General features: G+C 70.8%; 25 protein-coding genes. 16 read left to right on the top strand and 9 right to left on the bottom strand.

Features of this window, described 5'->3' with window-relative positions:
• The first annotated feature begins 165 nt into the window (after positions 1-165).
• The 4 genes from pyrH to AC4D2O_RS15635 all read left to right on the top strand — a co-directional run bounded on the left by pyrH (position 166) and on the right by AC4D2O_RS15635 (position 3,281).
• Positions 166-906 carry a UMP kinase gene (pyrH, locus tag AC4D2O_RS15650; RefSeq protein ID WP_490908267.1) on the top strand — a complete coding sequence of 247 codons (741 nt, stop codon included), beginning with the start codon at positions 166-168 and terminating at the stop codon, positions 904-906.
• A gap of 132 nt (positions 907-1,038) precedes the next feature.
• Positions 1,039-1,596 carry a ribosome recycling factor gene (gene frr / locus AC4D2O_RS15645; RefSeq protein ID WP_490908266.1) on the top strand — a complete coding sequence of 186 codons (558 nt, stop codon included), beginning with the start codon at positions 1,039-1,041 and terminating at the stop codon, positions 1,594-1,596.
• Positions 1,596-2,630 (top strand): phosphatidate cytidylyltransferase, encoded by a 1,035-nt coding sequence (locus tag AC4D2O_RS15640; protein WP_490908265.1) that lies wholly within the window; start codon positions 1,596-1,598, stop codon positions 2,628-2,630. Before frr ends, AC4D2O_RS15640 begins: the two co-directional genes overlap by 1 nt.
• 75 nt (positions 2,631-2,705) lie before the next feature.
• On the top strand, positions 2,706-3,281 hold the full coding sequence (locus AC4D2O_RS15635) for a DivIVA domain-containing protein (protein WP_490908264.1): 576 nt from the start codon (positions 2,706-2,708) through the stop codon (positions 3,279-3,281).
• Between the two features lie 14 nt (positions 3,282-3,295).
• Here the strand turns inward: AC4D2O_RS15635 and AC4D2O_RS15630 are convergent, their stop codons facing one another.
• From AC4D2O_RS15630 to AC4D2O_RS15615, 4 genes are read right to left on the bottom strand one after another with little or no spacing between them, the layout of a single operon-like run.
• Positions 3,296-4,756 (bottom strand): sodium/solute symporter, encoded by a 1,461-nt coding sequence (locus tag AC4D2O_RS15630; RefSeq protein WP_490908334.1) that lies wholly within the window; start codon positions 4,754-4,756, stop codon positions 3,296-3,298.
• A 37-nt stretch (positions 4,757-4,793) separates the two neighbouring features.
• On the bottom strand, positions 4,794-5,180 hold the full coding sequence (locus AC4D2O_RS15625; protein ID WP_490908263.1) for a DUF485 domain-containing protein: 387 nt from the start codon (positions 5,178-5,180) through the stop codon (positions 4,794-4,796).
• A gap of 23 nt (positions 5,181-5,203) precedes the next feature.
• Positions 5,204-5,923: a LytR/AlgR family response regulator transcription factor gene (locus tag AC4D2O_RS15620; RefSeq protein ID WP_490908262.1), complete on the bottom strand. Its 720-nt coding sequence runs from the start codon at positions 5,921-5,923 to the stop codon at positions 5,204-5,206.
• 19 nt (positions 5,924-5,942) lie between these two features.
• Positions 5,943-7,127 (bottom strand): histidine kinase, encoded by a 1,185-nt coding sequence (locus tag AC4D2O_RS15615; protein WP_490908261.1) that lies wholly within the window; start codon positions 7,125-7,127, stop codon positions 5,943-5,945.
• A gap of 213 nt (positions 7,128-7,340) precedes the next feature.
• Between AC4D2O_RS15615 and AC4D2O_RS15610 the strand changes: the two genes are divergently transcribed.
• Together AC4D2O_RS15610 and AC4D2O_RS15605 are read left to right on the top strand one after the other, a co-directional pair.
• Positions 7,341-7,724, top strand: coding sequence for a DUF485 domain-containing protein (locus tag AC4D2O_RS15610; protein ID WP_490908260.1), 384 nt, complete (start codon positions 7,341-7,343; stop codon positions 7,722-7,724).
• 65 nt (positions 7,725-7,789) lie between these two features.
• Complete coding sequence (locus tag AC4D2O_RS15605) at positions 7,790-9,355, top strand: solute symporter family protein (protein ID WP_490908333.1); 1,566 nt, start codon at positions 7,790-7,792, stop codon at positions 9,353-9,355.
• 79 nt (positions 9,356-9,434) lie between these two features.
• On the opposite strand, the gene AC4D2O_RS15600 is transcribed toward AC4D2O_RS15605, so the two are convergent.
• Both AC4D2O_RS15600 and AC4D2O_RS15595 read right to left on the bottom strand, forming a co-directional pair.
• Positions 9,435-10,010 (bottom strand): TetR family transcriptional regulator, encoded by a 576-nt coding sequence (locus AC4D2O_RS15600; RefSeq protein ID WP_490908259.1) that lies wholly within the window; start codon positions 10,008-10,010, stop codon positions 9,435-9,437.
• A gap of 43 nt (positions 10,011-10,053) precedes the next feature.
• Positions 10,054-10,530, bottom strand: coding sequence for an Lrp/AsnC family transcriptional regulator (locus tag AC4D2O_RS15595; RefSeq protein WP_490908258.1), 477 nt, complete (start codon positions 10,528-10,530; stop codon positions 10,054-10,056).
• Positions 10,531-10,720: 190 nt separating this feature from the next.
• Here AC4D2O_RS15595 and pdhA point away from each other — a divergent pair, with 190 nt between their 5' ends.
• The 3 genes from pdhA to AC4D2O_RS15580 are packed head-to-tail and all read left to right on the top strand — an operon-like array spanning position 10,721 to position 14,261.
• Positions 10,721-11,878 (top strand): pyruvate dehydrogenase (acetyl-transferring) E1 component subunit alpha, encoded by a 1,158-nt coding sequence (gene pdhA / locus AC4D2O_RS15590; protein WP_490908257.1) that lies wholly within the window; start codon positions 10,721-10,723, stop codon positions 11,876-11,878.
• Positions 11,878-12,912 carry an alpha-ketoacid dehydrogenase subunit beta gene (locus AC4D2O_RS15585; RefSeq protein ID WP_490908256.1) on the top strand — a complete coding sequence of 345 codons (1,035 nt, stop codon included), beginning with the start codon at positions 11,878-11,880 and terminating at the stop codon, positions 12,910-12,912. The genes pdhA and AC4D2O_RS15585 overlap by 1 nt, the downstream gene beginning before the upstream one ends.
• A gap of 17 nt (positions 12,913-12,929) precedes the next feature.
• Positions 12,930-14,261 carry a dihydrolipoamide acetyltransferase family protein gene (locus AC4D2O_RS15580; RefSeq protein WP_490908332.1) on the top strand — a complete coding sequence of 444 codons (1,332 nt, stop codon included), beginning with the start codon at positions 12,930-12,932 and terminating at the stop codon, positions 14,259-14,261.
• Positions 14,262-14,273: 12 nt separating this feature from the next.
• Here the strand turns inward: AC4D2O_RS15580 and AC4D2O_RS15575 are convergent, their stop codons facing one another.
• From AC4D2O_RS15575 to AC4D2O_RS15565, 3 genes are all read right to left on the bottom strand, one after another.
• Positions 14,274-14,819: an SRPBCC domain-containing protein gene (locus AC4D2O_RS15575; RefSeq protein ID WP_490908255.1), complete on the bottom strand. Its 546-nt coding sequence runs from the start codon at positions 14,817-14,819 to the stop codon at positions 14,274-14,276.
• A gap of 66 nt (positions 14,820-14,885) precedes the next feature.
• On the bottom strand, positions 14,886-15,353 hold the full coding sequence (locus AC4D2O_RS15570) for a GNAT family N-acetyltransferase (protein WP_490908254.1): 468 nt from the start codon (positions 15,351-15,353) through the stop codon (positions 14,886-14,888).
• Positions 15,354-15,450: 97 nt separating this feature from the next.
• Positions 15,451-16,062 carry a TetR/AcrR family transcriptional regulator gene (locus tag AC4D2O_RS15565; protein ID WP_490908253.1) on the bottom strand — a complete coding sequence of 204 codons (612 nt, stop codon included), beginning with the start codon at positions 16,060-16,062 and terminating at the stop codon, positions 15,451-15,453.
• A 121-nt stretch (positions 16,063-16,183) separates the two neighbouring features.
• Here AC4D2O_RS15565 and AC4D2O_RS15560 point away from each other — a divergent pair, with 121 nt between their 5' ends.
• The 7 genes from AC4D2O_RS15560 to AC4D2O_RS15530 are packed head-to-tail and all read left to right on the top strand — an operon-like array spanning position 16,184 to position 23,883.
• Positions 16,184-17,794 carry a carboxyl transferase domain-containing protein gene (locus AC4D2O_RS15560; protein WP_490908252.1) on the top strand — a complete coding sequence of 537 codons (1,611 nt, stop codon included), beginning with the start codon at positions 16,184-16,186 and terminating at the stop codon, positions 17,792-17,794.
• Between the two features lie 4 nt (positions 17,795-17,798).
• Positions 17,799-19,886, top strand: a complete 2,088-nt coding sequence (locus AC4D2O_RS15555; protein ID WP_490908251.1) for an acetyl/propionyl/methylcrotonyl-CoA carboxylase subunit alpha — start codon at positions 17,799-17,801, stop codon at positions 19,884-19,886.
• The gene (locus AC4D2O_RS15550) at positions 19,883-21,055 is read left to right on the top strand and encodes an acyl-CoA dehydrogenase family protein (protein WP_490908250.1); all 1,173 of its coding nucleotides are present in this window, start codon (positions 19,883-19,885) and stop codon (positions 21,053-21,055) included. Before AC4D2O_RS15555 ends, AC4D2O_RS15550 begins: the two co-directional genes overlap by 4 nt.
• Positions 21,056-21,096: 41 nt before the next feature.
• Positions 21,097-21,873: a CoA transferase subunit A gene (locus AC4D2O_RS15545; RefSeq protein ID WP_490908249.1), complete on the top strand. Its 777-nt coding sequence runs from the start codon at positions 21,097-21,099 to the stop codon at positions 21,871-21,873.
• A gap of 2 nt (positions 21,874-21,875) precedes the next feature.
• A complete protein-coding gene (locus tag AC4D2O_RS15540) occupies positions 21,876-22,526 on the top strand; it encodes a CoA transferase subunit B (protein ID WP_490908248.1) in 651 nt (216 codons plus the stop codon).
• A complete protein-coding gene (locus AC4D2O_RS15535; RefSeq protein ID WP_490908247.1) occupies positions 22,523-23,062 on the top strand; it encodes a MaoC family dehydratase in 540 nt (179 codons plus the stop codon). The genes AC4D2O_RS15540 and AC4D2O_RS15535 overlap by 4 nt, the downstream gene beginning before the upstream one ends.
• Entirely contained in the window at positions 23,059-23,883 is an 825-nt protein-coding gene (locus tag AC4D2O_RS15530) for an HpcH/HpaI aldolase/citrate lyase family protein (protein WP_490908246.1), read from the top strand. The genes AC4D2O_RS15535 and AC4D2O_RS15530 overlap by 4 nt, the downstream gene beginning before the upstream one ends.
• The last annotated feature ends 18 nt before the right edge of the window (positions 23,884-23,901 follow it).

Raw genomic sequence — 23,901 nt, 5'->3', positions numbered from 1 at the left:
GTTCCGTAGCACGAATGTGAAGGGCGGCCGCCTGACAGGTGGCCGCCCTTCCCTGCGCCGGGGAGGCGCGCCGTATCCTGTAACGGGTCCGGCAACATTCCCACCGCTCGCACCCCCGGCCGTCCGCTCCGGACCGGCCCCAGTTCTATGCCCGGGAGGCACCTCATGGACACCACTTCGACTGCTGCGACGGATGGTACCGGGCGCCGGCGCCGGGTCCTCCTCAAGCTCTCCGGCGAGGTGTTCGGCGGTGGCAAGCTGGGCGTCGACCCCGAGACCGTCCGCTCCGTGTCGAAGCAGATCGCGGCGACGGTCGGCGACGTGGAGGTGGCCATCGTGGTCGGGGGCGGCAACTTCTTCCGCGGTGCCGAACTCTCGCAGAGCGGCATGGACCGCTCGCGTGCCGACTACATGGGCATGCTCGGCACCGTCATGAACTGCCTGGCGCTGCAGGACTTCCTCGAGCAGGCGGGCGTCGAGACGCGCGTGCAGAGCGCCATCACGATGGGGCAGGTGGCCGAGGCGTACATCCCGCGGCGCGCCATCCGCCACCTCGAGAAGGGCCGCGTGGTCATCTTCGGTGCCGGCGCCGGCCTGCCGTACTTCTCGACCGACACCGTCGCCGCGCAGCGTGCCCTCGAGGTGCACGCGGACGAGGTCCTCATGGCGAAGAGCGGCGTGGACGGCGTCTACACCGCCGACCCCCACAAGGACCCGACGGCGGAGAAGCTCGATACGCTCTCCTACGACGAGGCCCTGCGCCGCGACATCCGGGTCATGGACCAGACCGCCATGACCATGTGCAAGGACAACAACCTGACCATGGTGGTGTTCGGCATGGAGGGTGAGGGCAACGTCACGCGGGCCATCCGCGGCGAGAAGCTCGGGACCGTCGTCTCGGCCTAGCGGTACGCCTAGCCGGTCCCGACGGGCGGGGCAACGCCGCCCGGCCCGCGCCCGGACGGGGCGCCCCCTTGAACTAGGATTGAACACTGGAACGGTTGCCGTGCAGCCGACTGCGGAGCGAAGGAGCACATTGTGATCGAAGAGACCTTGCTGGAAGCCACCGACAAGATGGACAAGGCCGTGGAGGTTGCAAAGGACGATTTCGCGACGGTCCGCACGGGCCGCGCCAACGCGTCCCTGTTCTCGAAGGTGGTGGTGATGTACTACGGCGCCCCCACCCCGCTGCAGCAGCTGGCCTCGTTCCAGAACCCGGAGGCGCGGACGCTGCTCATCACCCCGTTCGACCGCACGGCGCTGAACGACATCGAACGGGCCCTGCGCGACTCCGACCTCGGCGCGAACCCCTCCAACGACGGCAACGTGATCCGCGTGGTCCTGCCCGAGCTGACGCAGGAGCGCCGCAAGGAATACGTGAAGCTCGTGAAGACCAAGGCGGAGGACGCGAAGATCTCCGTCCGCAACGTCCGCCGCAAGGCGAAGGACGGCATCGACAAGGCCGTCAAGGACGGCGACGCCGGTGAGGATGAGGGCTCGCGGGCCGAGAAGGAGCTCGACGCCCTGACGAAGTCCCGCGTGGACCTCATCGACGAGCTGTTGAAGCGCAAGGAAGCGGAGCTGCTCGAGGTCTGATGGCTGACCACGATCCTCCCGGCGTCGGACCGGCGACCGGACCCGACGCCGGGACAGATGCCGGGACGGACGCCGGACCACACAACGGCCGCGTCGCCGTCGCACCCGGCGGCGCGCCCGCCGAACCGGCGCCCGGCTCCCGCAGGGCACTTCGTGCCGCACGCCTCTCGGGCCACAGGCTGCTCCGCCGCCGGCGCCGGCCCAGAACTCCCGGGCAGGCATCGCGTGCGGGCCGCAACCTGCCGGCCGCGATCGGCGTCGGGGCGGCGCTCCTGATCCCCACCCTGGTGGGCCTGATGTTCTTCCCGGTGGTCTTCGTCGGCATCGTCACCCTGTTCGCCCTCGTCGGCGTGTGGGAGATCTGCCGCGCCCTCGAGCTCCGACGCATCCACGCGCCGCTCGTGCCCACCCTCGCCGGGACGCTCGTGCTCCCGTTCGCCGCCTACTTCGGCGGTGGCGAGGGGCTCGCCGCCGCCACCGTCCTGTCCGTCCTCGCCCTGTTCATCTGGCGCACGGTCGATCCCGCCCCCGACGCCGGCAAGAGCCTCATGGCCGGGACGTTCACGCTGCTGTGGGTGCCGTTCATGCTGAGCTTCGCGATGATCCTCATGCGCGCAGAGGGCGGCTTCCTCGTCATCGCCACGCTCCTGCTGCTCGTCGTCGCCAACGATACGTTCGGGTACCTGATCGGTGCGTTCTTCGGCAAGCACGCGATGGCCCCCAAGATCAGCCCCAAGAAGTCGTGGGAGGGCTTCGGCGGGTCCATCGGCGGTGCGGTCGTCGTCGGCGGGCTCTGCTCCGTCCTCCTCATGGGACAGCCCCTCTGGGTGGGCCTCGTTCTCGCAGTCGTCATCGTCGCCTCGGCGACCGCCGGGGACCTCGCCGAGTCGATGATCAAGCGGGAACTCGGCGTCAAGGACATGGGCAACCTCCTGCCCGGCCACGGCGGGGTGATGGACCGCCTCGACTCGATCGTCTTCGCCTCCCCGATGGCGTACCTGCTGTCCGCTACATTGGTTCCGGGCTTGCTGTAACCGCAGGTCAGAGGGCATGCCGGAGTTGCCGGCGCCCGGTCTCACGAGGGTCTGATCACGAAGGACAGAAATACGATGCATGTCGCTCGCCCGGGCAGTTCTCCGTTCGCGCGCGTCGGACGCACCGAGTTCGGCTACAACACGCGCCAGGTGGACCGGTTCCTGACCAAGGCCCGCGGGTACTACAACGCGGACGACCCGGACAGCGCCATCACCAGCAAGGACGTCCGCGCCATGGCGTTCGATCCCGCCAAGGGCGGCTACGAACCCCAGGCCGTCGACGCGGCGCTGGACCGCCTCGAGGACGTCTTCGCGGTGCGGGAACGCGACCACCTGATCCGGACGCAGGGCGAGGACGCGTGGCTGCGGCAGGTCGGCCGCTCGGCCGCCGTCCTCCGTAAACGGCTCCACCGCCCGGCGGGGGAGCGGTTCCGGCGCCCCGCGAAGCAGGACACCCCCAGCTACGACGTCGAGGACGTCGACCGGCTGTGCGACGAACTCCTGCGCTACCTGGAGCACGAGGTGCCCCTGAGCGTCGACGTGGTGCGCCGGGCCGTGTTCCGGGAGGCGCGGGGAGCCGACGGGTACGAGGAGAACCAGGTGGACGTGTTCCTGGACCACGTGGTGGAACTCATGGCGGGCATCGACTGACGCACCGATAGGCCCTACCGCGGCTCGGGGGTGTGCAGCCGCGCGAGGACGCGCGACGTCGACGCCGGCCGCCGCCCCGCCGTCGCCCGCGAGACCAGCACCATGGTGAGGAATGCCGTCGGCACCGTCCACAGGGCGGGCTGGCTCAGCCATACCCACTGGTCGCCCGCACCCGTCACGGCCGCCATGGCGATCGCCCCGCCGCACGAGAGGGCGCCGGCCAGCATGCCCGCGATGGCACCGGCGTCCGTGAGCCCCCGCCACCAGATGCCGAGGAGCAGCAGCGGGCAGATGGTCGAGGCCGTGAAGGCGAAGACGGAGCCCACGCTCCCGGCCAGCGCGAGGCTGTCGGTCAGCAGTGCGATGCCGAGGGGGACCGCCGCGGACAGGAGGGCCGCGGCCCGGAAGCCCCGCACGCTGCCGTGGAAGAATTCCTGGCTGACCACCCCGGCGAGCGACACCACGAGACCGCTCGTCGTGGACAGGAACGCGGCGAAGGCCCCGGCGGTCACGAGGGCGGACAGGACATCGCCGGTCACCCCGCCGAGGATGCGCCCGGGCAGCAGGAGCACCGTCGCATCCGCCGCTCCCGCCGCCGCCAGCTCCGGGGTGTGGATGCGGCCGAGGATCCCGTAGACGGTCGGGAAGAGGTAGAACACCGACAGGAGCCCGAGCACGATCAGCGTGGTCCGGCGCGCCGAGGCACCGTCCGGGTTCGTGTAGAAGCGGACGAGGACGTGGGGCAGTCCGAGTGTGCCGAACAGGAGCGCGATGACGAGCGAGATGGTGCCGTACAGGGAGGCGTCCGCCGCCGTGTCCAGGTCCGCGGTGAACGCGCTGCCGCCGGCCGTGACCGGCAGGCCGGCGTCGCCGAGGTGGACGAGCATGAAGACCACGGGGACGGCGAGGGCCGTGAGCTTGAGCCAGTACTGGAATGCCTGCACGAACGTGATGGAGCGCATGCCTCCGGTCACCACGCTGAGGCACACCACCACGACGACGGCGAGCGGTCCCGCCCACGCGGGCAGGCCCGTGGTGACGCGCACGGTCAATGCCGCGCCGTGCAGCTGCGGCACGATGTACAGCCAGCCGATCACGACGACGAGCAGGCTGGTCACGCGGCGCACGAGCAGGGAGTCGAGCCTCGCCTGGGCGAAGTCGGGGATGGTGTACGCGCCCGACCGGCGCAGCGGCGCGGCGACGAACAGCAGCAGCATGAGGTAGCCGGCCGTGTAGCCGATCGGGAACCACAGGGCGTCCACACCGGAGATGAGGATCAGCCCGGCCACGCCGAGGAAGCTGGCGGCGGAGAGGTACTCGCCGCCGATGGCGGAGGCGTTCCACCACGGGCGTACGGTCCGGGACGCCACGTAGAAGTCGCCGGTGGTCCGCGAGATGCGCAACCCGTAGATGCCGATGAGCACGGTGCTGAGCGCCACGAGGACGAGGGCCGTGTACCCGATGGCGGGGCTCAGCCGCAGGAGGTCGTCGTCGAGCACAGACGTCATACCCTCAGTCATCGTCGACGAGGTCCTGGAAGCGCCGCTCGTTCCGGGTGGCGCTGCGTACGTAGAGGACGGCGCAGCCGATGACGAGGGGGTAGATGCCGAGGCCGAGGAGCAGCCACGGCACCGGTACGGTGAAGACCGTGACGCCGTCGATGGCGGGGAACAGTGCGAGCAGCACCGGGATGCCGATGAGGATGACGAGGAAACCGGCCGCGACCACGAGCGCCAGGCGCAGCTGCGACCTGATGAGGGACGCGACGAACAGCTGCCCCACCTCCGACTGCTCGGCCATCTCGCGGGCCACGGGGAAGGACGCACCGGTGGCCCGGGCGGCCGTCCTGGGCGCCGTGACACGCACCCGGCGCGGCACTGCGGGCTGTTCCTCCGTCATCCCGGGATCCGGTCCGCCGGCCGTCAGTGGCTCGGGCGGAGGCGCGTGGCCTCGAGCTTCTCGCGGACGTCCGGGAGGTGCCGCCGGCTGACCGGCAGTTCGGCATCACCGACGAAGAGGCTCGCGCGGCCCGCGCCGATCCGGACCTGCCGCACCTGGTCCATGGACACGAGGTAGGAGCGGTGCGTGCGCAGGAACCCGGCCTCGGTCCACTGGCGCTCGAGGTCGTTCAGCGGGATGCGGATGAGGTAGCTCGCCTCGGCGGTGTGCAGGCGCGCGTAGTCGCCCTGGGCCTGGACGTACAGGACGTCGTCACGCCGGATCATCCGGCTCACACCGCCCTGGTCCACGGTGATGACCTCGGGTGCCGTGCCGGAGCCCTCGGCGAGCTCGCAGACCCTGCGGACGGACTCCGCGAGCCGCGCGGTCCGCACGGGCTTCAGGAGGTAGTCGACGGCGCGCAGGTCGAACGCCTCGAGGGCGCGGTCCTCGTCCGCGGTGACGAAGACGACGGCGAGCGGGCGGCTGTACCTGGAGACCACGCGGGCGATGTCGAGCCCGGAGAGGGCCGGCATGTGGATATCGAGGAAGAGGGCGTCGACGCTGTGGCGCTCGAGGGTCCGGAGCACGTCCGCCCCGCTGGAGGCCCGGTGGATGGTCCCGATCCGGGCGTCCTTGCCGAGCAGGAAGGCCAGCTCCTCGACTGCGGGGAGCTCATCGTCGGCGATGATGACATTGACCATGGGTTACAGGTTACGCGTCCTACGCCTGGTGCTCGGGCTGCGACTTGGGCACGCGCAGGGTGATGAGCGTGCCGGCGCCGGGCGCGGTGTCGATGATGAGCCCGTGGTCGTCGCCGTACACCTGGCGGAGGCGGGAGTCGACGTTCCGCAGGCCCACGTGGACGTCCTCGGTGTGGCCCGCGAGGACCGAGCGCAGGTGGTCCGGGTCGATCCCGACGCCGTCGTCCTCGATGGTCACCTCCGCGAACGGCCCGACGTCGTGTGCGGTGATCGTGATGTTCCCGACGCCGTCCTTCGAGTCCAGCCCGTGCCGCACCGCGTTCTCGACGAGGGGCTGGAGGCTGAGGAACGGGATGACGGTGCTGAGGACCTCGGGACCGATCTCGAGGCTGACGCGGAGGCGGTCGCCGAACCGTGCGCGTTCGAGCAGGAGGTAGCGGTCGATGCTGCGCAGCTCCTCGGCCACGGTGGTGAAGTCGCCGTGACGGCGGAACGAGTAGCGGGTGAAGTCCGCGAACTCGACGACCAGCTCCCTGGCCCGCTGCGGATCGGTGTTGATGAAGGACGCGATCGCGTTCAGCGAGTTGTAGATGAAGTGCGGGCTGATCTGGGCGCGCAGTGCCCGGACCTCGGCCTCGGCCAGGAGGCGGCGCGACGAGTCCAGTTCCGCCAGCTCCACCTGCGTGGACACCCACCCGGCGAGTTCATTGGTGGCACGGACGAGGCCGGCGTTGACGTCGCCCGCGAACGCGCCGACCGTGCCCACCACGCGGCCGTCCACCCGGATGGGGGCGAGGACGAGTTCGCCGAGGTCCGGGCCGAGCGCGTCGAGGCGCTGCCGGCGGACGATCTGCGTGCGCCCGCTCTCGAGGACCTGCCGCACGAGCGGCATCACGTCCGGCGGGGTGCCGCGCCCGCCCTCCCAGGCGAGCACGCCGGCGGCGTCGCTGATCATCAGCACGTCGCAGCGCAGCAGGCCGCGCAGGTGCCGGCTCGCCCGGGAGGCGCCCGACGGCGTCAGACCCTCCCGCAGGTGCTCCGAGGCGAGGGCCGCCGTGTGGAGCGTGGCGTACGTGGCCCGGTCGGCGTCGGACCCGAGGTCACGGTACGAGCGGGACAGCCGGAACCCGAGCGACGCCACGACGGCGAGGGTGAGGACGGCCACGGCGCACACCAGGGCGGTGTCGACGGCGGCACTGAACATGGCTTCAGCGTATCGCCCGGGGACCGCGCCGTTCGTCGTGCCCGGCGACCGTTCGGCGCACCCTGCTGCGCGCTCGGCGATGCGCGGCGCGGCGCGGGTGGTCTCCTCCTCGGCGGTGCCGCACAGTGATGGGAGTCACACCGGCGTGCCCTCCTGCGCGGCCGTCCCTGCCGTAACGCGCCCGGGTGACTCCCAAGAGAAGAAGGAGGAACCATGGGTTCGCACCCAGTAGAGCCGGCCGCCGGCTCCGGTGCTGCCGTCGACTTCACCGAAGTCCAGCAGACCGAGCAGTTCAAGGAACTGCGCAAGCGCCACCGCAGTTTCGTGTTCCCCATGGCAGTGTTCTTCCTGCTCTGGTACTTCGCCTACGTGCTGCTGGCCGACTACGCGCACGAGTTCATGGCCACGCCGGTCTTCGGCAACATCAACATCGGCATCATCCTCGGGCTGCTGCAGTTCGTCAGCACCTTCGCCATCACCATGTGGTACGTCAGCTACGCCAACCGGCGCCTCGACCCGATCGCCGCGGAGCTGCGGCACGAGCTCGAGGAAGCGGCACCCGAGGCCTTCATCGACCCCGCAGGAGGAACCAAGTGATCGCTCCCAGCGCGGCCGTCCGCGTACCGCTCCAGACCGCAGAGGCGACGACGGTCGGTTCACCGCTGCTGAACATCGCCATCTTCGGCGTGTTCGTCGCGATCACCCTCGTGATCGTGCTGCGCGCCAGCCGCAACAACAAGACCGCGGCCGACTACTACGCGGCCGGGCGCTCCTTCACGGGCGGGCAGAACGGCACCGCGATCGCCGGCGACTACCTGTCCGCGGCATCGTTCCTCGGCATCGTGGGCGCCATCGCGATCAACGGCTACGACGGCTTCCTGTACTCGATCGGCTTCCTCGTCGCCTGGCTGGTGGCCCTGCTCCTCGTCGCCGAGCTGCTGCGCAACACCGGCAAGTTCACCATGGCCGACGTCCTGTCCTTCCGCCTCAAGCAGCGGCCGGTCCGCATCGCCGCGGCCATCACCACCCTCGCGGTCTGCTTCTTCTACCTGCTCGCGCAGATGGCCGGCGCAGGCGGGCTCGTCTCGCTCCTCCTCGGGATCAACGACCGCGTGGGCCAGTCCGTGGTCATCACGGTGGTCGGCGTCCTCATGATCATGTACGTGCTGATCGGCGGCATGAAGGGCACCACCTGGGTGCAGATCATCAAGGCGTGCCTCCTGATCGCGGGCGCGTTCATCATGACGGTCTGGGTCCTGGCCCTGCACGACTTCAACCTGTCCACTCTGCTCGGCGCGGCCATCGAGACCTCCGGCAACGCCGCCATCACGAGCCCGGGCCTGCAGTACGGCCTCAGCGCCACCACGCGCCTCGACTTCCTGTCCCTGGCGCTCGCCCTGGTCCTTGGCACCGCGGCCCTGCCGCACGTCCTCATGCGCTTCTACACCGTGCCCACGGCGAAGGAGGCGCGCCGCTCGGTGGTCTGGGCCATCTGGCTCATCGGCGCGTTCTACCTGTTCACCCTCGTACTCGGCTACGGCGCGAGCGCCCTGATCGGCGCCGAGCGCATCGCGGCCGCTCCCGGCGGCGTCAACTCGGCGGCCCCGCTCCTGGCCTACGAGCTCGGCGGGTCGATCCTGCTCGGCCTCATCTCCGCCGTCGCGTTCGCCACGATCCTCGCGGTCGTCGCGGGCCTCACCATCACGGCGGCGGCCTCGTTCGCGCACGACATCTACGCGAGCGTCATCCGGCGCGGCAAGGTGGACCCCGACGGCGAGGTCAAGGTCGCACGGCGCACCGTCGTCGTGATCGGCCTGCTCTCGATCCTCGGCGGCATCGGCGCCCAGGGCCAGAACGTCGCGTTCCTCGTGGCGCTCGCCTTCGCGGTGGCGGCCAGCGCCAACCTGCCGACCATCCTCTACTCCCTGTTCTGGAAGCGCTTCAACACCCAGGGCGCCATCTGGAGCATGTACGGCGGGCTCGGCTCGGCCATCCTGCTGATCGCGCTCTCGCCCGTCGTCTCCGGCGGTGAGAAGTCGATGATCCAGAGCGCCGATTTCTCCCTGTTCCCGCTGAGCAACCCGGGCATCGTGTCCATCCCGCTGGCGTTCTTCCTCGGCTGGCTGGGCACCATCCTGTCCCGGACGAAGGAGGATCCGATGAAGCAGGCCGAGATGGAGGTCCGCTCGCTCACCGGTGTCGGCGCCGAGAAGGCCACCGACCACTGACGGGTTCCCCTACCGCTCGAGGCCGCTCCACCTGCCGGTGGGGCGGCCTCGTCCGTCTGCGGGTCGCGGCTCGAGGAGGTCATGGCTCGAGGAGCCGGAGGACCGCGGCCAGGGTTGCCGGCATGCTGACCGACGGGTCGTAGAGCCACTGCAGCTGGATGCCGTCGAAGACCCCGATGATGATGCGCGCGGCGTCCTCCGGATCGACGTCGGAGCGGACCTCGCCCCGTTCCTGTGCACGCGCGATATCCTCGGCGGTCACCGCCACCACCCACGCGTAGCGGTTCCGGAAGTAGTCGCGCGCAGCGTGGCCCGGCCGTGTGGCCGTCGCCGAGGCCACCGCGAAGAGCGCGGTCAGCCCGGGGTGCTGCGCGTTCCGCTCCGCCACGCGCGGCAGGTCGGCGAGCGACGCGGCCGTCCTGCCGTGCTCGGCGGCGTGCTGTTCGTCGCGGTCGGCGAGGACCGCCGTGAGGAGGTCCTGCTTGCCGCTGAAGTAGTGGAAGAGCGTCGCCTCCCGGATGCCGGCACGCTCGGCCACGAGCTTCAGGGTGGTGCCCTCGAAGCCTTCCGCGGCGAAGACCTCCGCGGCGACCGTGAGCAGCTCGCGCCTCCGCTCGACGCCCTTGGCATAGGATCCCCGCGCCCGTCTGTCCATGCGACGAGTGTAGGGCGGTCGTGGGGCCGGGCGGCGCGGTGGGTCAGGCCGGCGTGCGCGGCCCGCGGGCGAGCAGCGGTTCCACCCGGAACGGGATGAGCTCGCCCATCGCGAGCGAGGTGTCGCAGCGCTCGACGCCCTCGCAGGCAAGGATCTTGCCGTTGATGCGGAACAGGTCCTCGGCGTCGACCGCGACCACCCGGACGAGGATGTCCGCCTGGCCCGTCACGCCGAACGCCTCCACCACTTCGGGGACGGCGGCGATGCTGCGGGTGATCGCCGCCAGTTTCTGCTGCTGCACGTGGACGTGGATGAAGGCGGTCAATGGATAGCCCAGCGACACCGTGTTGATGCGCCGCTCGAACGAGAGGAAGACGCTCTTCTTCTCGAGCTGCGCCATCCTCGCCTGCACCGTGTTCCGCGACAGGCCCAGCTTCTGCGCGAGGGCGACGACGGTGCGCCGCGGGTCCTTGGCCATGGCCTGCAGCAGGCGGGTGTCGGTGAGGTCGAGGGGTTGCATAGTGCGCAACGCTAACACGGCGGATGACACCGCAATAGTGCACTCTGCTCAATGAACGAGTTGACGGTTGTGCCTCCTGCCCTCTGTGAGTAGGGTCACACTCACTCCGGGTAAAGGCGCCCGGAGCCCTCCAGACCGACCGATCGATCGATCGATGGAGGGTTGCCTGCGAGTACGAAGGTTGCGTGCAATGACCCAGGATGGCTCCTCCCCGGACCGGGCGAGCGGCACGGTGCACCCCGGCCCCTCCCGTCCCGGCGCCGACGAGCTCGTGCAGCTCGTCGATCCCCACGGCGTCCGCCACCCTCACGGACACTACGACGACCTCGTGGCCGACGTCGACGGCCCCGCCCTGCAGAAGCTCTACGAGGACATGGTGGTGGTGCGGCGCATCGATGCCGAGGCCACCGCGCTGCAGCGCCAGGGGGAGCTCGCGCTCTGGCCCCCGCTCCTCGGCCAGGAGGCAGCGCAGATCGGGTCCGGCCGGGCCCTGCGCTCCGACGACTTCGTGTTCTCCAGTTACCGCGAGAACGCCGTGGCCTACTGCCGCGGGGTGGACCTCGCCGACCTCCTCCGGGTGTGGCGCGGCAACGCCTCGTCGGGCTGGGACCCGTACACCATCAACATGGCGACGCCGCAGGTCATCATCGGCGCGCAGACCCTGCACGCCACGGGCTATGCGATGGGCATCCTCAACGACGGCGCCGACGCCGTCGCCGTCACCTACTTCGGCGACGGCGCCACCAGCCAGGGCGACGTGAACGAGGCCATGGTCTTCGCGGCGAGCTACCAGGCGCCGGTGGTGTTCTTCTGCCAGAACAACCACTGGGCCATCTCCGAACCGGTGGGGCTGCAGGCGCACGTGCCGATCGCACGCCGTGCCCCCGGTTTCGGCATCCCGTCCGTGCGCGTCGACGGCAACGACGTCCTGGCCTGCCTCGCCGTGACGCGCGAGGCTCTCGCCCGGGCACGTTCGGGCGGCGGACCCACCTTCATCGAGGCGGTCACCTACCGCATGGGACCCCACACGACGGCGGACGACCCCACGCGCTACCGGGACGCGAACGAACTCGAGGACTGGGCGGCCCGTGACCCGCTGGCGCGGCTCGCGACCCTGCTGGACTCGCTCGGCCTGCTCGACGCCGACTACACCGACTCCGTGAAGGCGAAGGCCGACGCCGTCGCCGCCGAGCTGCGCGAGGGCTGCCTGTCGATGCCGGAGCCGGCCCCGTCCGACGTCTTCCGGCACGTGTACAGCGAGCCGAACTCCTGGCTGGACCGCCAGCAGGACCACTACGAGCGGTACCTGGCCTCCTTCGCCCAGGCCTCCCAGGAAGGACCCCGCTGATGTCCACGATGACCTTCGGCCGCGCGATCAACGCCGGCCTCCGCCGCGCCATGGACGAGGACCCCAAGGTGGTCCTCATGGGGGAGGACATCGGCAAGCTCGGTGGCGTCTTCCGCATCACCGACGGCCTGCAGAAGGACTTCGGTGCACACCGCGTCCTCGACACCCCACTGGCCGAGGCCGCCATCATGGGCACCGCCGTCGGCATGGCCTACCGCGGGTACCGTCCCGTGGTGGAGATCCAGTTCGACGGCTTCATCTACCCGGCCTTCGACCAGATCGTGTGCCAGGTCGCCAAGCTGCACTACCGGACCCAGGGTGCCGTGAGGATGCCCCTCACCATCCGGGTCCCCTTCGGCGGCGGCATCGGCTCGCCGGAGCACCACTCGGAATCGCCGGAGGCCTACTTCACGCACACCTCCGGCCTGCGGGTCATCAGCGTCTCGAACCCGCAGGACGCCTACACGATGATCCAGCAGGCCATCCGGTGCGACGACCCCGTCCTGTACTTCGAGCCCAAGCGCCGCTACCACGTCAAGGGCGAGGTGGACGAGGCGACCGACCCGGCGTCGTCGGACATGGGCGCCGCCCGCGTGGTCACCGAGGGCACCGACGTCACGCTCGTGACGTACGGCCCGCTCGTTCCCACGGCCCGCGACGCCGCGACCGCCGCGTCCGACGACGGCCTCTCGATCGAACTGATCGACCTCCGGTCCCTCGCACCGATCGACTTCGCGACCGTCGAGGCGTCGGTCCGGAAGACCGGCCGGCTCGTCGTCACGCACGAGGCCGCACAGTCCGGGGGCCTCGGTGCCGAGATCGCCGCGAGCATCACGGAGCGGTGCTTCGACTACCTCGAGCACGCCCCGGTGCGCGTCACGGGCTTCGACATCCCGTACCCGTACTCCAAGCTCGAGTTCCACCACCTGCCGGACCTCGACCGGATCCTCGACGGCGTGGACCGCGTAATGCGCCGGCCGAACTCCCTGAGCGGACCCGACAGCGCGTCCACCACCGAAGGAGCAGTACAGTGACGACGACGTCGTCGAGCATCGTCCGCGAGTTCCGCCTGCCCGACCTCGGGGAGGGCCTCACGGAGTCGGAGATCGTCCAGTGGCACATCGCCGAGGGCGACACCGTCGAACTGAACCAGATCATCGCCGACGTCGAGACCGCCAAGGCCGTCGTGGAGCTGCCCTCGCCCTACGCCGGCGTCGTCGTGCGGCTGCACGAGCCCGCCGGCACCACGGTCGACGTCGGAGCGCCGATCGTCTCCTTCGCCGTCCCGTCCGAGGCCACGGGGGAGGTCACGGGGGAGGCCGAGGTGTCCTCCCGTCCCGCAGTCCGCGAGGAGCAGCCCGCGAAGCGCGAACCGAACCTCGTGGGCTACGGGGCCGCGGTGGAGAAGGGCGGGCGTCCGCAGCGCCGGAACCGCGTCCTGCCGGCCGTCCTGTCCACGGTGGCAGCTCCTCCGGGTCCCGTCCCTGCCGAGCGGCCGCGGTCCACGCCTCCGGTCCGGAAGCTCGCCCGCGACCTCGGCATCCCGCTCGACGGCCTCACCGGTACCGGCCCGGGCTCGCTCATCACCCGGGCCGACGTCCTCGCCGCCCTCGCGGGCACCGCGGGACACCCCGTGGCGACGGATCCGGTCGTGCCCGCGAGCCCGCGGAGCACGGTCCCGGCCGGCCAGACGCGGACCCCGATCAAGGGCGTACGCAAGCACACCGCGGCGGCCATGGTGGCGAGTGCCTTCACGGCGCCGCACGTGACGGAATTCCTCACCATCGACGTCACGCCGACCATGGACCTGCTGGCCGAGCTGAAGCAGACCCGCGCGTTCGAGGGCACCCGGATCACACCGCTCGCGGTCGTCGCGAAGGCCGTGTGCATCGCCGTCGCCCGGAACCCGACCCTCAACTCGTCCTGGGACGAACAGGCGCAGGAGATCGTCCAGTACGCGGACGTGAACCTCGGGATCGCGGCCGCGACGCCGCGCGGACTGCTGGTCCCCAACATCAAGGCCGCGCAGTCACTGGCCCTGGTGGACCTCGCCCGGGCCCTCGGCTCGCTGGCGGAGACCGCGCGTGCCGGGAGGACCACGCCGGCGGACCTGACCGGGGGGACCCTGTCGATCACCAACATCGGGGTCTTCGGGATCGACGCCGGCACGCCCATCCTCAATCCGGGGGAGGCCGCCATCCTCGCCGTCGGGGCCATCCGCAGCATGCCGTGGGAGCACCAGGGGGCTGTCGCCCTGCGTTCCGTCCTGACGCTCAGCCTCTCCTTCGACCACCGGCTGGTCGACGGCGAGCAGGGGTCGCGCTTCCTCTCGGACGTGGGCACCATCCTCCGCAATCCTGCGATGGTCCTGGCCATGGTGTAGCGGACGGGGGTCTCACCCGAAGAGGGCGCGGTAGCCTTCCGTGCGCTCGAGGTAGGGCTCCCACACGATCGATTCGGGGTCGGCACCACTGACGGCGGCTTCGAGGCGATCGAGGTAGTAGTCCCACCCGGGGCCGACGTCGGCCACCATGGCTGCTCCCACCGGCCCGGCGGGGACCACCTGCGTGAAGACCAGGGTCGTCCCGCCGCCGGCGGACCCGTCGAGCTCGAGGGTGTGCTGCCAGGCCACGCGCGGGCCGGATCCGTCGGGGGAGAAGGTGGCGCCGTCGCGGCTGCGGACCGCGAAGCGGCGGGGCGGCTCACAGTCCTCCACGAGGTAGACCTCCTCGGGGACGTCGTCGCCCTCGGCCGTCATGCGGAACCGCACCTCGCCGGAGGACGGATCACCGCTCCACGTGCCGATCCAGCGCTGCATGCGCGTCGGGTCGGTGCAGGCGGCCCAGACGTCGGCGGGCGGCGCGGCGAGCGAGCGGGTGAAGACGAGGTGCTCGACGCCGTCGCGCGTCTCGCGGTGACCGAGCGGGGCGGGGGTTTCCATGCTGTGTCCTCCTGAAGGTCGCTCGGGTAGTCGGTGCTGTCGGTGTCGTCGGTGGGGCCGGGGGCGCTAGGCCAGTTCGAGGATGAGTTCCTTCACCACGGCCCCGCGGGACGGCGCGAAGCCCTGCGTCTCGCCGACCTGCTGGAACCCCCAGCGCTCGAGGATCCGGATGGAGCTCACGTTGTCGGCGACGGCGCGCGCCCGGATGGGCCGGTCGGTGACCTCGGTGAGGAACTGCCCGACGGCGGCGGTCGTGATGCCCTGGCCCCACCGGGAGCGGTCGATCCAGTAGCTGATCTCCGGGGTGTCGGCGTCGTGGTAGGCGAGGATGCTGCCCACCACCTCGCCGTCGGAGAGGATGGTGCGCACCGTGATCCTGCCGTCGTTGAGGATGTCCTGCCAGTGGTGGTCGAACACGCCGCGGTCGGAGGGGTTCTTCGCGCCGAACGCGGCCATGTGGTTGGCCCCGGGGTCGAGCTGGTGCGAGAAGAACGCGTCGAGGTCGGGTGCTTCAACGGGACGTAGCGTGATCACAGCGGCACTTTCAGTCGGTGGAGGGGCCGGGCGGGCTGCGCGGCCGGAACTTCTCGTGGGATCAGCGTACTAGCCGCCCCGGCACGTCCCGGAGGTCTCATACCGTGAGGGCCGCCCAGGCCATGTCCTGCAGCAGGTCCCGGAGCGCCGCGAGCTCCCGGGGCGAGGTGCTGCTGCGCGTGGTGTGCGGTGTCGAGTTGATGAGCCCGAACACGGCGTGGACCTTGCGCCGCAGCAGCGACCGCTCCGTCCCGGGCACGTGGCGTGCCAGTTCGTCCACCCATACCTGGACGTAGCCGCGCTGCAGGGACCGGACGGTGCGTTCGTCGTCGTGCGGGAGGGAGCCGAGATCGCGGTCCTGGACGCGGATGACGTTCGCGTTGCTCAGCGCGAACTCCACCTGGAAGCGGATCAGCCCGCGCAGCGCATCCTCCGGCGAGGACGCTCCCTCGGCCACGGCGCGCCCGCCCTCGAGCAGGTCCTCGCTGACCCCCGTGAGCAGGGCCGCGAGGACCGAGGGCTTGCCCGGGAAGTGCCGGTACACCGCAGGGCCGCTGACCCCTGCCGCCGCACCGAGGTCCTCGATGGAGACGCCGTTGTACCCGCGGTCTGCGAACAGCTGGGCCGCGGCGTCCAGCAGTGCGGCCCGCCGGCTGGCCTTCGCGATGCTCCGGCCGGTCACGCGCTCCTCGGTGGGCGGTGCGTCCATGGGGGTCCTTGTCGTCGGCCGGGAAATTCGTCCCCTCATTGTCATGGACAACCGGGTTAATGACCACTAACCTGAATCCAGTTAGCGTCTGCTAACTGAACTGTGCGCGAGGAAGTAGTCGATGGAGACCCTGGCATCGAAGGTCGATCCGCTCTCACCCGTGTTCTCGGCGAACGCCGAGGCCCAGGCGGAGCTCGTCGGCGACCTCCGCCGACGCCTCGCCACGGCCGCGCTCGGCGGTCCCGAGCGCTCCCGCGAGCGGCACGTCGCCCGCGGCAAGCTCCTGCCCCGCGAGCGCATCGACCAGCTGCTCGACGACGGCAGCCCGTTCCTCGAGATCGCCCCGCTGGCGGCGAACGGCATGTACGACGACGAGTGCCCGGGCGCGGGCGTGATCGCGGGGATCGGTCTCGTGCACGGCCGCCACGTCCTCGTGATCTCCAACGACGCGACCGTCAAGGGCGGCACGTACTATCCGATGACGGTGAAGAAGCACCTCCGGGCGCAGGAGATCGCCCTCGAGAACCGCCTGCCGTGCGTGTACCTCGTGGACTCCGGCGGGGCGTTCCTGCCCCGGCAGGACGACGTCTTCCCCGACCGCAACCACTTCGGCCGCATCTTCTACAACCAGGCCACCATGTCGGCGGCCAAGATCCCGCAGATCGCCGCCGTGCTCGGCAGCTGCACCGCGGGCGGCGCGTATGTGCCGGCCATGAGCGACGAGACCGTGATCGTCCGCAACCAGGGCACCATCTTCCTCGGCGGACCGCCCCTCGTGAAGGCAGCCATCGGCGAGGTGGTCACGGCGGAGGAGCTCGGAGGCGGCGACGTCCACTCCCGCGTCTCCGGTGTCACGGACCACCTCGCGGAGAACGACCAGCACGCCCTCGAGATCGTCCGCGACATCATCGCCACCCTGCCGCCCGCGGTGGCGGCCGTGCAGACGCCGGTGGTGCCCGTCGTCGAGCCCGTGGTGGCCCAGGACGAGCTCTACGGCGCCGTGCCGACGGACGTGAACGCCTCCTACGACGCCCGCGAGATCATCGCCCGCCTCGTCGACGGCTCGCAGTTCCACGAGTTCAAGCGCGAGTACGGCACCACGCTCGTCACCGGCTTCGCGAGCATCCACGGGCACCGCGTGGGGATCGTGGCCAACAACGGCGTGCTGTTCAGCGAATCCGCGCTCAAGGGAGCCCACTTCATCGAGCTCTGCGACCAGCGCGGCGTCCCACTGGTCTTCCTGCAGAATCTCTCGGGGTTCATGGTCGGCAAGGACTACGAGGCCGGGGGCATCGCGAAGAACGGGGCCAAGATGGTCACCGCCGTCGCCACGGCCCGCGTGCCCAAGCTGACCGTCGTCGTCGGCGGCTCCTTCGGCGCCGGCAACTACTCCATGTGCGGGCGCGCCTTCTCGCCCCGCTTCCTGTGGATGTGGCCCGCCGCCCGCATCTCGGTCATGGGCGGCAACCAGGCGTCGTCGGTCCTCGCCACCGTCAAGCGCGACCAGCTCGAAGCGCGCGGGCAGGAGTGGCCGCTCGAGGACGAGGAGGCGTTCCGCGCCCCGATCCGCGACCAGTACGAGGCGCAGGGCAACCCCTACTACTCCACGGCGCGCCTGTGGGACGACGGCGTGATCGACCCCGCCGACACCCGCACCGTGCTCGGCCTCGCGCTCGAGGTCTGCGCCAACGCGCCCCTGCCCGATACCTCCTTCGGCCTCTTCCGGATGTGACCCCATGACCTCCAGCCCGACCTCCAGCCCGACCTCCAGCCCGACCTCCAGCCCGACCTCCAGCGCCGACTGGCCGTTCGACACCGTCCTCGTCGCCAACCGCGGCGAGATCGCGAGCCGCGTGATCCGCTCCGTGCGCGCCCTGGGGCTGCGCTCCGTCGCCGTGTACAGCGACGCCGACGTAGGAGCGCGGCACGTCCTCGAGGCCGACGTCGCGGTCCGCATCGGCGCGGCGGCGCCGTCGGAGAGCTACCTGTCCATCCCCGCCGTCCTCGAGGCCTGCCGCCGCACGGGCGCCGGCGCCGTGCATCCCGGCTACGGGTTCCTCAGCGAGAACGCCGCCTTCGCCGACGCCCTGCAGGACGCGGGGATCGTGTTCATCGGCCCGTCCGTCCATGCCCTGGACGTCATGGGCGACAAGATCCGGTCGAAGAACCACGTAACCCGCTCCGGCGTCCCCGTGGTGCCCGGCATCGCCGAACCAGGTCTCTCCGACGCCGACCTGCTGCGCGCGTCCGGCGACGTCGGATTCCCGCTGCTGATCAAGCCCTCCGCCGGGGGCGGCGGCAAGGGCATGCACGCCGTCCACCGCGCCGAGGAACTCCCCGAGGCGCTGACCACGGCGCGCCGCGTCGCGGCCCGCGCGTTCGGCGACGACACCCTGTTCCTCGAACGCCTCGTTCCACGGCCGCGCCACATCGAGGTGCAGGTCCTCGCCGACGGCCACGGCACCGTGATCCACCTCGGCGAGCGCGAGTGCTCCCTGCAGCGCCGGCACCAGAAGGTCATCGAGGAGGCGCCGTCCGCGCTTCTCGGCGCGGCGACACGCCGCAGGATCGGTGAGGCCGCGTGTGCCGCGGCCCGCAGCGTCGACTACACCGGCGCCGGCACCGTCGAGTTCCTCGTCTCCGACACCGCACCGGACGAGTTCTTCTTCATGGAGATGAACACGCGCCTGCAGGTCGAGCACCCCGTCACGGAACTCGTCACCGGCATCGACCTCGTGGAGTGGCAGATCCGCGTCGCCGCCGGGGATCAGCTGCCGTTCACGCAGGACGACGTCGTCCTCACCGGCCACGCCGTCGAGGCCCGCGTGTACGCCGAGAACCCCGAGGCCGGATTCCTGCCGTCCACCGGGACCGTCCTGGCGCTCGCCGAACCCACGGGCGAGGGCATCCGCGTGGACAGCTCCCTCCTGCCCCGCGGCACCGTCTCGTCGTCGTACGACCCGATGCTCGCGAAGGTCATCGCGTGGGGTGCGGACCGGCGCGAGGCGCTCGACCGCCTCGACGCGGCCCTCGCCGCCACGGTGGTACTCGGCGTGGACACTAACATCGAGTACCTCCGCCTGCTCGTGAACGACGACGACGTGCGGGCCGCGCGGCTCGACACGACCCTGATCGAGCGCAGACTCCCGGAGCTGGCCTTCCGCCACGTGGGCGCCGAGGACCTCGCGCTCGCCGCCGTCCTGCTCCTCGAGGCCGAGCCGGTCGTCCCGGGAGGCTCGCCCTGGCACCGGGGGGACGGCTTCCGGCTCGGGACGCCCCGGCCGCGCGCCGTGACGCTCGAGGCCCAGGGCAGGTCCGCCACCGTCCGGCTCCTCCGGACCGGACGCGGCTGGGAGGCCGAGGTCGGGGGTACGGCCGTCATGGTCGCCGTCGACAGCGGGGGAGCGACCGTCGACGGCCTGCGCACCCGCCGGCAGTACGCCGTCGACGGGGACACCGTCTGGCTGGGTGACGCCGGCTGGTCGGCCCGCGTCCGCCGACCGGGCCGCCGCGAACTGCTCGACGCCGCCCTGTCCCGCATCACGCGCGAGGAGGGAGCCGCCGACCCGCTGGTACGCAGCCCCATGCCGGGCACCGTGGTGTCCGTGTCCGTCGAGGACGGCGCCACGGTCGAGGCGGGGGACGTCCTCGTCGCCGTCGAGGCCATGAAGATGGAACACCAGCTCACCGCCGCCCTGTCCGGCGTCGTCCGCCTGTCCCTGAAGCCCGGCGACCTCGTCCGGGCCCAGCAGATCCTCGCCACCATCGAGGCCGCCCCCGAGGGCGGCCAGGTACCTATCCCCACGGAAGGGAACGCAGCATGAATTTCGAACTGAGCGAGGAGTACCAGGACCTCGTCGACACCGTCCACGAGTTCGCCGACGAGGTCGTGGCCCCGGTTTCCGCCAAGCACGACGCCGAGCACAGCTTCCCCTACGAGGTGGTCAAGCAGATGGGGGACATGGGACTGTTCGGCCTGCCGTTCCCCGAGCAGTACGGAGGCATGGGCGGTGACTACTTCGCGCTCTGCCTGGCGCTCGAGCAGCTGGCCCGCGTGGACCAGTCGGTGGCCATCACCCTCGAGGCCGGGGTGTCCCTCGGGGCCATGCCCATCTACCGGTTCGGCACCGAGGAGCAGAAGCAGCAGTGGCTGCCCTCCCTCGCCGCCGGCCAGGCCCTCGGCGGATTCGGCCTCACCGAGTCCGAGGCGGGATCGGACGCGTCCGGCACGAGGACGACGGCGATCCTCGAGGAGGGCGCCGACGGACGCGAATGGGTGATCAACGGGACCAAGGAGTTCATCACGAACTCGGGCACCGACATCACCTCACTCGTGACCGTCACCGCCGTCACCGGGACCTCCGGACGGCCGGACGGCACGGTGAAGAAGGAGATCTCCACGATCCTCGTGCCCTCGAACACCCCCGGCTTCACGGCCGAGAAGGCCTACAACAAGGTGGGCTGGAACGCCTCCGACACGCACCCGCTGACCCTGCGCGACGTCCGCGTCCCCGAGGCGAACCTGCTCGGCACGCAAGGCCGCGGCTACGCCAACTTCCTGCAGATCCTCGACGAGGGCCGCATCGCCATCGCCGCGCTCGCCACCGGTGCGGCGCAGGGCTGCGTGGAGCAGTCCATCAGGTATGCCGGCGAGCGCATGGCGTTCGGCAGCACCATCGGCGCCTACCAGTCCATCCAGTTCAAGATCGCCCGCATGCAGGTCCGCGCCCACACCGCGCGCCTGGCCTACTACGACGCCGCGGCCCGCATGCTCGCCGGCAAGCCGTTCAAGACGCAGGCCTCCATCGCGAAGCTGGTGGCAGGCGAGGCCGCCATGGACAACGCACGCGATGCCACGCAGATCTTCGGCGGCTACGGTTTCATCAACGAGTTCGTGGTGTCCAGGCACTACCGTGACTCGAAGATCCTCGAGATCGGCGAGGGGACCACGGAGGTCCAGCTCATGCTGATCGCGCGGGAACTCGGCCTCTAGGTCCACCCGGCCGACGCCAGCGGCGACACGAAGGAGAAGCAGTGATCAACAAAGTGGTCAGCAGCGCGGCGGAGGCCGTGGCGGACATCCCCGACGGAGCGTCGCTCGCCGTCGGCGGTTTCGGCCTGTGCGGCATCCCGGTGTCGCTCATCGAGGCCCTGCACGAGCAGGGCACGGCGGAGTTGGAGACGGTGAGCAACAACTGCGGCGTGGACGACTGGGGCCTCGGCATCCTGCTGTCCGACCACCGCATCCGCCGCACCGTCAGCTCCTACGTGGGCGAGAACAAGGAGTTCGCGCGCCAGTACCTGTCCGGTGAGCTCGAGGTGGAGCTCACGCCGCAGGGCACGCTGGCCGAGAAGCTCCGCGCGGGCGGGGCGGGCATCCCCGCGTTCTACACGACGGCGGGCGTCGGCACCCAGGTGAGCGAGGGCGGCCTGCCGCAGCGCTACGACACCGAGGGGAACGTCACCGTCGCCTCGAAGGCGAAGGAGGTGCGGTCCTTCGACGGCGTCGACTACGTCCTGGAGGAATCGCTCCGCCCGGACTTCGCGCTGGTGCACGCCTGGAAGGGCGACCGGCACGGCAACCTCGTGTTCCACGCGACCGCGATGAACTTCAACCCCCTGTGCGCCCAGGCCGGGAGGATCACCATCGCCGAGGTCGAGGAGCTCGTCGAGCCCGGCGAACTCGACCCCGGGCAGATCCACACACCCGGCATCTTCGTGCAGCGCGTCGTCGTCGCCCCGGACGCGGAGAAGCGCGTCGAGAAGCGCACCGTCTCGCTGGCTGCACCCGCCGCGTCCGAAGGAGCATGAGCATGGCACTCACCCGCAACGAACTGGCGGCCCGCGTCGCCCAGGAGCTCGAGAACGGCCAGTACGTCAATCTCGGTATAGGCATGCCCACGCTCATCCCCAACTACATCCCCGACGGCGTCGAGGTGGTGCTGCACTCGGAGAACGGGATCCTCGGCGTGGGCCCGTACCCGGCGGAGGACGCCGTGGACCCCGATCTCATCAACGCCGGGAAGGAGACCGTCACGGCGAACGCCGGGGCTGCGTTCTTCGACTCGGCGTCCTCGTTCGGCATGATCCGGGGCGGCCACGTCGACGTCGCCGTGCTCGGGGCGATGGAGGTCGCGCGCAACGGCGACCTCGCGAACTGGATGGTGCCCGGCAGGATGGTCAAGGGGATGGGCGGCGCCATGGACCTCGTGTTCGGGGCCAAGCGCGTCATCGTCATGATGGAGCACGTGGACCGCGCCGGCCGGCCCAAGATCGTCGAGGCCTGTTCGCTGCCGCTGACGGGCAAGGGCTGCGTCGACCGGATCATCACGGACCTCGCGGTGATCGACGTCGAACCCGACGGCCTCGTCCTGCGCGAGACCGCCCCGGGCGTGAGTGCCGACGACGTCGTCGCCGCCACCGGTGCACACCTGCGGATCGATCTCCCGGAAGCCGCGGCGTGAGCGGTCCCTCGGGGGAGCGCTCCGTGATCGAGCAGCGCGGGCTCTACCTCGACGAGCTCACCGTCGGCGCCGTCTACGCGCACCGGCCGGGCCGCACTCTCACGGAGGCGGACAACGTCCTGTTCACCACGCTGACCATGAACACCCAGGCCCTGCACCTCGACGCGGCGTGGTCGGCCGGGCAGCCGTTCGGGCAGCGCCTCGTGAACTCGATGCTGACCCTCGCCACGCTCGTGGGCCAGTCCGTCTCGCAGCTCACGCAGGGCACCATCGTGGCGCAGCTCGGCCTCACCGACGTCGCGTTCCCGAAGCCGCTCTTCCACGGTGACACCCTGTACACCGAGACGGAGATCACCGCCGTCAGGCCGTCGTCGTCCCGTCCGGGGCAGGGCATCGTGGCCATGGCCCACACCGGGAGGAACCAGCACGGCGAGGTCGTGGCGACGGCGAGCCGCAGCGTCCTCATGTGGTCCTCGACGGGTCAGCAGGCGGGTCAGCAGACGGCTCAGCAGGCGGCTCAGCAGGGGCAGGCATGAGCGGCATCGTGCTGGGCCCGGCCCTGCTCTTCTGCCCGGCGGACCGGCCGGAGCGCTATGCGAAGGCGGCGGACCGCGCCGACACCGTCATCCTCGATCTCGAGGACGCCGTCGCGCCGGCCGCGAAACCCTCGGCCCGCGCCGCGCTCGCCGCGTCGGCCCTCTCCCCGGACACCACTGTGGTGCGCCTCAACGCCGTCGGGACCGCGGACTTCGCCCTCGACTGCGACGCCGTCCGCCGCACTGCCTACCGCACGGTCATGCTCGCCAAGACGGAGACACCCGACGACGTCACCGCCGTACGGGCCACCCTCGGCGACGTGGACGTCATCGCGCTGTGCGAGACCGCCCGCGGCGTCGTCAACGCCGTGGACATCGCTCGGGCCGACGGCGTCACCGCCCTCATGTGGGGGGCCGAGGACCTCGTGGCGTCCCTCGGCGGGACCTCGAGCAGGACACCGACCGGCGCCTACCGCGCGGTGGCCCTCCACGCGCGCTCGCAGGTGCTCCTCGCAGCCGGCGCAGCGGGCCGCGCGGCCATCGACGCCGTCTACGTGGACATCGCCGACCTGGCGGGCCTTGCCGTGGAGGCCGACGACGCCGCCGCTTCCGGTTTCGCGGCCAAGGCGTCCATCCACCCGGGTCAGGTGGCTGCGATCCGTGCCGCGTTCGCCCCCGGGGCGGACGAGGTGGAGCACGCCCGTGCCCTGCTCGCGGCCGCCGAGCACGAGCGCGGCGTCTTCACGTACCAGGGGCGCATGGTGGACGAGCCGATCCTCCGGCACGCCCGCAGCATCCTGGACCGGGCGCAGCGCAGCTGAGGGGTTGTGCCCGGCGTC

The organism is Arthrobacter sp. TJ-238, assembly GCF_058269215.1.
This window is presented reverse-complemented; position numbering and strand designations above follow the sequence as displayed.

Coding starts and splice junctions, on each gene's coding strand:
- pyrH (WP_490908267.1), top strand. CDS start 166: ATGGACACCACTTCGACTGCTGCGACGGATGGTACCGGGCGCCGGCGC.
- AC4D2O_RS15640 (WP_490908265.1), top strand. CDS start 1,596: ATGGCTGACCACGATCCTCCCGGCGTCGGACCGGCGACCGGACCCGAC.
- AC4D2O_RS15635 (WP_490908264.1), top strand. CDS start 2,706: ATGCATGTCGCTCGCCCGGGCAGTTCTCCGTTCGCGCGCGTCGGACGC.
- AC4D2O_RS15625 (WP_490908263.1), bottom strand. CDS start 5,180: ATGACGGAGGAACAGCCCGCAGTGCCGCGCCGGGTGCGTGTCACGGCG.
- AC4D2O_RS15620 (WP_490908262.1), bottom strand. CDS start 5,923: ATGGTCAATGTCATCATCGCCGACGATGAGCTCCCCGCAGTCGAGGAG.
- AC4D2O_RS15615 (WP_490908261.1), bottom strand. CDS start 7,127: ATGTTCAGTGCCGCCGTCGACACCGCCCTGGTGTGCGCCGTGGCCGTC.
- AC4D2O_RS15610 (WP_490908260.1), top strand. CDS start 7,341: ATGGGTTCGCACCCAGTAGAGCCGGCCGCCGGCTCCGGTGCTGCCGTC.
- AC4D2O_RS15600 (WP_490908259.1), bottom strand. CDS start 10,010: ATGGACAGACGGGCGCGGGGATCCTATGCCAAGGGCGTCGAGCGGAGG.
- AC4D2O_RS15595 (WP_490908258.1), bottom strand. CDS start 10,530: ATGCAACCCCTCGACCTCACCGACACCCGCCTGCTGCAGGCCATGGCC.
- pdhA (WP_490908257.1), top strand. CDS start 10,721: ATGACCCAGGATGGCTCCTCCCCGGACCGGGCGAGCGGCACGGTGCAC.
- AC4D2O_RS15585 (WP_490908256.1), top strand. CDS start 11,878: ATGTCCACGATGACCTTCGGCCGCGCGATCAACGCCGGCCTCCGCCGC.
- AC4D2O_RS15575 (WP_490908255.1), bottom strand. CDS start 14,819: ATGGAAACCCCCGCCCCGCTCGGTCACCGCGAGACGCGCGACGGCGTC.
- AC4D2O_RS15565 (WP_490908253.1), bottom strand. CDS start 16,062: ATGGACGCACCGCCCACCGAGGAGCGCGTGACCGGCCGGAGCATCGCG.
- AC4D2O_RS15560 (WP_490908252.1), top strand. CDS start 16,184: ATGGAGACCCTGGCATCGAAGGTCGATCCGCTCTCACCCGTGTTCTCG.
- AC4D2O_RS15555 (WP_490908251.1), top strand. CDS start 17,799: ATGACCTCCAGCCCGACCTCCAGCCCGACCTCCAGCCCGACCTCCAGC.
- AC4D2O_RS15550 (WP_490908250.1), top strand. CDS start 19,883: ATGAATTTCGAACTGAGCGAGGAGTACCAGGACCTCGTCGACACCGTC.
- AC4D2O_RS15540 (WP_490908248.1), top strand. CDS start 21,876: ATGGCACTCACCCGCAACGAACTGGCGGCCCGCGTCGCCCAGGAGCTC.
- AC4D2O_RS15530 (WP_490908246.1), top strand. CDS start 23,059: ATGAGCGGCATCGTGCTGGGCCCGGCCCTGCTCTTCTGCCCGGCGGAC.